7 protein-coding genes are annotated in these 8,708 nt (G+C 62.0%); 3 read left to right on the plus strand and 4 right to left on the minus strand.

Annotation, left to right across the window (positions count from 1 at the left end; all coding sequences use genetic code 11):
- Positions 1-19: 19 nt before the first annotated feature.
- Positions 20-709, minus strand: coding sequence for a TetR/AcrR family transcriptional regulator (locus tag AC1DWT_RS33505; RefSeq protein ID WP_477923961.1), 690 nt, complete (start codon positions 707-709; stop codon positions 20-22).
- Between the two features lie 164 nt (positions 710-873).
- Here AC1DWT_RS33505 and AC1DWT_RS33510 point away from each other — a divergent pair, with 164 nt between their 5' ends.
- The gene (locus tag AC1DWT_RS33510) at positions 874-2,535 is read left to right on the plus strand and encodes a class I adenylate-forming enzyme family protein (RefSeq protein ID WP_477923963.1); all 1,662 of its coding nucleotides are present in this window, start codon (positions 874-876) and stop codon (positions 2,533-2,535) included.
- Between the two features lie 133 nt (positions 2,536-2,668).
- On the opposite strand, the gene AC1DWT_RS33515 is transcribed toward AC1DWT_RS33510, so the two are convergent.
- From AC1DWT_RS33515 to AC1DWT_RS33525, 3 genes are read right to left on the minus strand one after another with little or no spacing between them, the layout of a single operon-like run.
- Complete coding sequence (locus AC1DWT_RS33515) at positions 2,669-3,418, minus strand: SDR family NAD(P)-dependent oxidoreductase (protein WP_477923964.1); 750 nt, start codon at positions 3,416-3,418, stop codon at positions 2,669-2,671.
- A gap of 51 nt (positions 3,419-3,469) precedes the next feature.
- Positions 3,470-4,585: an LLM class flavin-dependent oxidoreductase gene (locus AC1DWT_RS33520; RefSeq protein ID WP_477923965.1), complete on the minus strand. Its 1,116-nt coding sequence runs from the start codon at positions 4,583-4,585 to the stop codon at positions 3,470-3,472.
- Positions 4,586-4,640: 55 nt separating this feature from the next.
- Entirely contained in the window at positions 4,641-5,042 is a 402-nt protein-coding gene (locus AC1DWT_RS33525; RefSeq protein ID WP_477923967.1) for a nuclear transport factor 2 family protein, read from the minus strand.
- A 266-nt stretch (positions 5,043-5,308) separates the two neighbouring features.
- Between AC1DWT_RS33525 and AC1DWT_RS33530 the strand changes: the two genes are divergently transcribed.
- Positions 5,309-7,933 carry an ATP-binding protein gene (locus AC1DWT_RS33530; protein ID WP_477923968.1) on the plus strand — a complete coding sequence of 875 codons (2,625 nt, stop codon included), beginning with the start codon at positions 5,309-5,311 and terminating at the stop codon, positions 7,931-7,933.
- 189 nt (positions 7,934-8,122) lie between these two features.
- Positions 8,123-8,708 (plus strand): alcohol dehydrogenase catalytic domain-containing protein (locus tag AC1DWT_RS33535; RefSeq protein WP_477923969.1); only part of this gene is annotated, 586 nt, incomplete at its 3' end.

An 8,708-nucleotide genomic window follows, 5' to 3' on the forward strand; every position in this document is an offset into this window, starting at 1 on the left:
CCTCCAGCGATGCCCGAATTCACTGCCTTCCGGGCGACCGATTGACAGCGCCGTCGAAGAAGATCGCACAGAAGGCGTCGATCGTCTGGCGAGCGTCGCTCTTGCGCATTCCCGGTTTCAGCCACCTGTGCGTCCAGTTGATCATTCCGAACAGGGCCTTTGCCATGAGAGGAACGGGAATGTCGGCGCGGAACGCCCCCTCGTCGACGCCCTGCTGAAGAACGTCGGTCACCAGCGTCTCGAACCGTTTGGTCTTGCGTGCCATATCCCGGGCCCATGCGGTGCCGTCAAGACTGAGCTTCGCCATGTCTTCCTGGATGTACAGGTAGACGTACGGGTAGTTGTTTTCGTACGACATCAACTGTTGCTCGACCAATCCCCGGAGCTTGTCCGGCACCGATCGGTCGGAAGCGACGATGTCGGCACCGACTGCAATGTTCTCGTCGAGTACACCGACGAGAATGTCATGGAACAAGGCCTGGAAGAGTTCCGTCTTACTTGCGAAGTAGTAGTAGATCGAGGCCCTGTCGGTGCCGAACCGCTCAGCGACGTCGTTGAGCGTTGCAGCCTCGTAGCCCTTCTCCTTGAACACGGCCGCCGCAGCCGACATCAGCTCGGCACGCTTGGCCTGATAGCCGGGGCTGCCGTCGTTCTGAGCACTCCGCCTGCGCTTGCTCATGCCGCTGCCGGACGTCGAAGTCGTCACCATCCTCGGAATCATACAGTTGGGAATCGCACCCCCTAGTCAACGTTGACGTAAATCAACTTGAACGTTGACAGTGTGACGGCGGTCGCATATGTTCGGTGCACATACCAGCATGAACCCATTTCTGTGCCGCCATATCACCCGAACCATGGATAATTGAGGGCAAGATGTCGAACAACGCGCAATGGTGCGAAGTCACGCCGGTTGCGGATCTACTGGGTCGTGGCGCCAACGACCATCCCGATCGCGATCTCATCGTGTTCCCGGACAGCCGCCACACGTACTCGCAGGTGTACGAGGGCTCGATGCGCGTAGCGCGGGGCCTGATAGGCCTCGGCGTCGAGGCGGGCGACCACGTCGGACTCCTGGCCCACAACAGCATCGAGTTCCTCGAAGGACTCTTCGGCGCCGCGCTTGCCGGGTGCGTCGTAGTTCCTCTCAATGCCCGCCACAAATCTTCGGAACTCGGCTACATCATCGAGAACGCAGACTTGACGGCCATTCTGACCGTCACGGGCGACAACGATTACATCGACTTCGCCGATCTCGTCTACGCGGCCGTCCCGTCCCTGAGGGCAGCGACAGGAAGTGCATGCCTGTCCCTACCCGAGGCACCCCGTCTACGGTCTGCGATTCTGCTCCGCGGCGAAGACCGAGAGGGATTCGTCCCGCGCAACGCGTTCTCCGCCGCAGCCGATCGAACAGGAATCGACGAGGTGGAGCGCCGTCGCCTCCAGGTCCGCGTTCGCGACACCGCCGCCATCCTGTACACCTCAGGCACCACCGCGAACCCTAAGGGGTGCATGCTGACACATGAGGCACTCACCAGAGGACCGGTGCATCGCGCGCGCAATCGCCTGGTGACCGATACGCCACACATCAGCTGGGGTGGTGGCCCCCTGTTTCACATCGCCGCCCTCGCACCACTTCTCGGAGCGATGGGGGCAGGTGGAACCTACCTCACGGACACGTATTTCGAACCCGGGCGCGCGATCGATCTCATGGTCCGCGAACGCCCCACGACGATATGGCCATGGTTCCCCGGCCCCATGCAGATGTTGACGAGCCATCCGACATTCGATGCAGCCGCCCTCGACTCCGTTCGATACCTCTTCCTGATCGGCCCACGGGTCCTCATCACGGAGGCACAGAACCTCTTCCCTCAGGCCGAACTCGTCGCCGCCTGCGGGATGACCGAGACGTCGGGAATCTACGCCCTCAGCGACGAGTCCGAGACATTCGAGGACCGCTCGAGCGCGCAGGGAAAACCCGCACCGGGCATCGAGGTACGAATCATCGATCCGTTCACCCACGAAGAACAACCGATCGGCGTACCGGGCGAGATTCTCGTTCGCGGCTACTGCGTCACAGACGGCTACTACAAGGACCCACAGAAGACCGCCGAGACGATCGACGACGATCGATGGCTCCACACCGGCGATCTGTACAGCCGTACCGAATCAGGTTGCCTGGTGTTCCACGGGCGCCTGAAGGACATGCTCAAGGTCGGAGGCGAGAACGTAGCGGCCATCGAAATCGAATCGTTCCTGTGCGAACATCCCGCCGTACTCAATTCCGCCGTGATCGGCCGGCCCGACGCGCGTCTGGACGAGGTGCCTGTTGCCTTCGTGGAGATCCGCGAAGGCTATTCCCTCTCCTCCGACGAGTTACTTGCCTTCTGCCAGGGCAAGATCGGACGCTACAAGATCCCCAGGGAAGTGTACTTCATCGAGCCGGGCGAATGGCCGATGTCGGCCACCAAGATCAACAAACGAGGGTTGCACCAGCTCCTTCTGGAGAAGGCAGACAGCATGTCTCCCGCTTCCTGATCACCGACAATGGGGGCCGATCGCATGTCGCGGTCGGCCCCCTTTGCGCACCCCGGACAGTCGAAGATTGGGAAATACACATCGACAGAAGTGGGGCGCACCTGTCGATGCGCCCCACTCGAGAACGGAACCGCTACTGGGCGAGCATGCCCGCGTCCACCAGATGCTCCGCTCCGGTGATGTACGACGATTCATCCGACGCGAGGAACAAAACCAGTTTGGACACCTCGACGGGATCGGCAATCCTTCCCAGCGGGATCTGGGCCAACGCGTCGCCGCCCTCTTCGTTGGTCGCTTCTACCATCATCGGGGTCTGAATGAACCCCGGGTGCACCGAGTTGACACGAATGTTCTTGCGGCCGTATTCGACTGCGGTCGCCTTCGTCATACCGCACACCGCGAACTTGCTGGCGACATATGCCAGGCTCGGGAAGCCGTAGTTCGCAGCCATGCCGGCGATGGACGAGATGTTGACGATCGAACCGATACCCGCCCTTTCCATGGACGGCAGGATGGCCTTCATCCCGAAGAACACCCCGTCCTGATTGATGCCGCATACCGTTCGGTAGTCCTCCTCGGTCAACTCCGCGGTCGTCGCGAGCGGCCCGAGCACACCGGCATTGTTCACCAGGACGTTGATGTCACCGAAGGCGTCCACGCCTCGGGCGACAGCGTTCGTCCACGAGTCGAGTCGCGTGACATCGTGGTGAACGAACACCGCATTCGAGCCGAGGTCCTCGGCAAGCTGTTCGCCGGCAGCGTCGGAGACGTCGGCGAGCACCACCTTGGCGCCGTGCTCGACAAAGGTCTTCGCATGCGACTCCCCCATACCGCGGGACGCACCCGTGATGAGGGCAACTTTGCCCTCCAAACGCTTTACCATGTCTTCCTTTCCGTTTCGAGTCAGCACTGATCGTGTGAGGCCGAACTGCGGTCAGACCGTCACCGACTCCGGCAGCGAAATACGCGGGGCGACTTCCTTGGCGATCATCTCGAGCGACTGGAACCACGGTGCCGGGTCGTCGAAGTAGTCGTGCGATTCGACCTGGAGCGTTCCCCACCCTCCTGTTTCCTCGAACAGGCGGTTGATCTTGTCCACCACGGTATCCGGCGAACCCACACAGAAGACGTTGTCGACGACCCATTCGAGATCGACGTCGGCCCTGTCTGCGCCGGCGTCTTTGATGAACCCGTCCATCATGCCGAATCGCCACCAGATGGGGATGAGGTAGCGCTCGAAGCAGTATCCGATGGGTCCTTCCATGACGAGACGCTTGGCCTCCTTGTCGGTGTCGGCAACGAACACAGTTTGAGAGACGTGGTAGCGAGATCGATCGGCAGCGTGTCCGTTCGCCGTCGCCGCCTCGGAGTAGGTCTCCCAGTGCGTCTTCAGCGCCTCGAGGCCGGAGAAGATCGAAACCGGCCGGAACCCGCGCTCACCCGCGAACCTCATCGAGGGTGAGTTCGCACTGAATCCGGTGACTGCAATCTCCGGCGCTCCGCCCCACGGGCTGAAGTCGGCAAGCATGTGCTGATCATCGCCGTCGTCACTGTGAAGTTCTTCCGGGTAGCCGGCGTTCCAGAAGCGTCCCTCGTGGAAGAACGGCTCACGCTTCCAGATCTTCTCCATGATCTCGAGAGATTCACGGACCATTTCGTTCGTGAACTTCGTGTCCTCGCCGTTCTTGATGCCGTGGATATACGACGACTGAGGGTACGCGCCTGCCCCGATACCGAGGAAGTACCGGCCTTCCAGGATCTGCGACAGCCAACCGACCATGATCGCAAGCTTGGCCGGATGCTGATGAGGAAGCAGGTGAGCCATCGGAGCGAACTTGATCCGCTCGGTCCTACTGGCCGCTGCGGCGATGATCAACTCGGGATTGGGAATGTTCTCCCAGCGCTGAGAAGCATGCTCGGACAGCATGATCGAGTCGAAGCCGATCTCGTCCGCGGTGATCGCCTGCTGGACGCACCAGTCGAAGGTCTGGCGCGCGGTACGCTCCGGGCGCATGTAGGGATGGACGATGAGTCCGGTTTCCATTGCCATGATGATCTGCCTTTCTCACTACGGTTGATGTGGATGCTGCGCGACGAACTCGGCGTCAGGCGTAGAAGATGTCGTATGCATGCTTCGTATCCATGTACTCCTTGACGGAGAAGATCGTTCCGTCGCGGAACTCGAACAAGAAGTGGTACTGGTTCCGATAGACCTTGCCGTTCTTCAACTTCGCGTACGAGGTGGCCTCCACGGCGACCTTGTCACCCTGCGCAATCGCGGCTGTCGGTGTCACCTCGAGCGCACCGTTCTCGTACACGGATGTCACCCCGCCGAGCAATGCGCCGAGGCCTTCCCTGTCGTAGGTGCCCGACATGCCGTCGATACCTCCCGAGACCCAATAGGTCGCCTCGGGATGAAGTGTCGCGAGGATCTGCGCCACGTCACCCGTGGAGAAGATCTTGGCGAAGTTGTTGGCCAAATCGATGTTCTCTTCCGGCGTACTCATTACTGCTCCGTCTGTGCGGTGATCCACTTGACTATGACCTGAGTCACTCTTCATCGTTTGCCCGTGGCACGGAACCGTGAAATCACCCGGTTACATGCTCAGCGGATCGACCYTCGATCTCCCCAGTTCAGAGGGCATGTGACGGCGGTCCGTCACCCCAGGACCCCGTCAATACAATTGATGTCACATCTTGACCACGGAGTCGGTGCGGGGCACTATCAGCCGGTGATGTCAATCACAATCCGAGCGAGATCGAAGCGAGGCCCGTGAACTCGAACGAMTGGCAGCAGATCGTCGACCTTCGACGAGCGGGTGTGACGATCTCCGGAATCGCAACTCGGTTGCAGATCTCTCGTAACACCGTGCGCCGCGCTCTGAGTTTCGACGAACCCCCTGGCGATCACCGTCCACGAACCGGATCGTCCGCCGATGCGCTGGTCCCTGCGATCACAGCCCTCCTCGACGAAAATCCCGAGATCACGGTCGCTCAACTCCACAGATCACTCCAGTGGAACGGATCGCGGAACACGCTCGCACAGGTGGTACGCCGAGTCCGGGGCGATCGAGCCACACGACAGCGCACGCGCGATCAGGCCACTCGGACGACTCTCACCTCGGACATTCCACGGTTTTCCACCAGCTTCGTCGGCCGAGACGATGACCTTCGCCAACTCCGGCTGTCACTCGGCGGCAGCCGACTGGTGACCATCGCGGGGCCCGGCGGCATCGGCAAGACGCGACTCGCCGCCGAAGCCGCGATGGACTTTCGCCGTGCATTCGCCGACGGAGTGCGCTTCATCGAGTTGGCTTCCCTCCGCAACGACACCCTGCTTCCCCAAGCGATCCTGGATGCGTTGGGGTTCGACGATCCGGACATGCCGGAACGTAGCGCACAGGAATCGCTCGTCGAATCCCTTCGTCACAGACACTTGTTGATCGTTCTCGACAATTGTGAACACCTGATCGATGCATGCGCACAATCGATCGCGGCGATCTTGCGAAACACCACGTATGTCAAGATTCTGATCACCAGCCGCGAGATCCTCGCCATTCCCGACGAACGCGTGCATGTTCTCGACCCCCTGTCCATGACCGACGAGCACGACCCGGAGCGGGCCGGTGCCGCCATGGAGCTGTTCGAGAATCGAGCGGGTGCCGCAATCGCGGGATTCTCCATCACCGATGCCAGTCGAGACGCGGTCCGACACGTCTGCACCCAACTCGACGGCATGCCCTTGGCGATCGAACTCGCGTGCGCACGGTTGAATGCACTGTCCGTGAACGACCTCGCAGCACGGCTCGACGATCGACTGTCCTTGCTGACCGTGGGCAACCGTGGTGGCCCCGACAGGCACCGAAGCCTGCACGCGACGGTCGAGTGGAGCTACGACCTGTGCACCGCGCAGGAACAGGTTCTCTGGGCGCGGTTGTCGGTGTTCGCGGAGGGTTTCGACCTTGCGATGGCCGAACGAGTCTGCGCGGGAGGCCCTGTCGACACCGATGCGGTGCTGGATCTCCTCGCCGGTTTGGTGAGCAGATCGGTCCTTCGACGCGACATCGAGAACGAACGGGTCCGGTTCCGGATGTTGGAGACGATCCGGCACTTCGGTGCCGGGAAACTGTCCGCGGACGAGGCACTGCGCCTGCGGGGCGTCCATCTGCGTTGGTGTGCCGACCTGGTGACTTCTGCGCGGAAAGCCTGGACGGGCCACGGCCAGGAACTCGCCGGCGGCCGGCTGCGCGAGAACCGGGCCAATCTTCGACTGGCACTGCAGACGGCGCTCACCGATCGGACCGAGGAAACGACCTCGGTAGCATCTGGTTTCGTTGCAACCTGGTTCCTGTGGTCGTCGGCGTTCTCGGTTCGTGAGCACAGGATGTGGGTTACGAGCTTTCTGAACTTGGATACGGTCCCCGAAACCCGCGCAGCTCAACTGTCTGCAACCCTCGGGGTCCTTCAGACGATGCAGGGAGATCGGGGCGAAGCAGGCCGAACCCTCGACCACGCCGCCCGTCGCGCACGAGCCCTGGGCGACGAGGCAACGTTGGCATTTGCCCTGCAGACGCAGGGACTCAATACCTATCTCGGTGGTGACTTCGAGGCAGGTGAGCGGCGCCTTGCCGAGGCACTGCGTCTGTACGAACGGATTCCGGACAGCACCGATCTCATGTGGACCGCGCACATCGAGATGGGCATGCTGCGCAGCTCGAACGGTGAAACCGCGCGAGCAGCCGAGCACTTCGATTTCGTCCGAGCACAGGCTTCGGCCGCAGATGAGAAATGGATGCTGTCCTACGCCGTGTACGGATTGGGACTCGTTGCGCTGGTGTCCGGCCGCTACCAGCAGGCGACCGAATACGCGACCGCCAGCCTGGGCCTCAAGCGCGCCTTCGACGACACCGTCGGCGCAACCCTCGTCATAGATCTGCTCGCGTGGGCCGAGGCGGCATCCGGCGCCGGTGAACGAGCAGCAGTACTGCTCGGAGCAGCGTCGAGCATGTGGGACTCGTTCGGGATGCAACTCTATGGTTCGCGCCATTGGGTTCAGCGCCGAGAGGTGTACGAATCACGAGCACGAACGGCTCTCGGAGACGCCGCATACGAACATGCTCGGCACCGGGGCGCGACAATGTCGATGTCCCAACTCATCGCCTACGCATTGAACGAGAAACGACCGGACGACACCGGCGCGACTCCCCACTCCAACCCCGAGTTGTCCCCGCGCGAACGGGACATTGCGCAGTACGTCGCGGAGGGCCTCACCAACCGGGAGATCGCGACGCACATGGTGCTGTCGGTTCGGACGATCGACGGCCACGTCTCGAATCTCCTTCGTAAACTGGGAGTCACGCGACGCAGGCAGGTCACCGCCGCGTTGATCGAACGGTGAAGCCACGGAGCGTCGAACGCCTGCCGAACCCCTTCCGACGAATTCGAACTCACCAAAGGTCCTCACCTTCCATGAATCAACTGTAGTGTTGATTGAGTTGTAGCCCCGGACGACGCTGACGTCAGAGCACTCCGCGAATCCGGTTCGTTCGACACTCCTACCCACACCATCACCGAGAGGCTCGAATCGATGCGAGCATGGCAATTCACCGGGGTCGGCGCCCCACTGCGACAGGTCGAAACCGACGAGCCCGTTCCGGGGCCCGACGACATCGTCATCGACACCGGAGCAGTCGGGCTGTGCCACTCCGATATCGGGTTCATGGACGGGACCATCACCGAACTACTGGGCGAAGTTCCGATCGTCCTCGGTCACGAAATCGTCGGAACCGTCTCAGCAGTGGGAGCACGCGTACGCGATTTCGCGGCGGGCGACCGCGTCGGCATTCCCGCGACCACCGACGGCCCCGGGACGGCGATGAACGGCGGCTATGCCGAGAAAGTGAAAGTGCCGGCGCACCTGCCGGTCAGACTTCCCGACGGGCTGTCCTTCGAGGACGCCGCGCCGGCAACGTGTTCGGGTCGAACCGCGTACCGAGCCGTGCACACCGCGGGACGTATCGAGTCCGGTATGAACGTCGGCATCATCGGCTTCGGCGGGCTCGGCTACTTCGGACTTCAGATCGCAAAGGCCGCAGGAGCGACCGTCTTCGTCGCCGAACTCCACGAGGCCAGGTGGCCCCTTGCGCACGACCTCGGCGCCGAGGCGTGCGCGC

The sequence above is a fragment of the Rhodococcus sp. P4_B6 genome, from assembly GCF_056402215.1.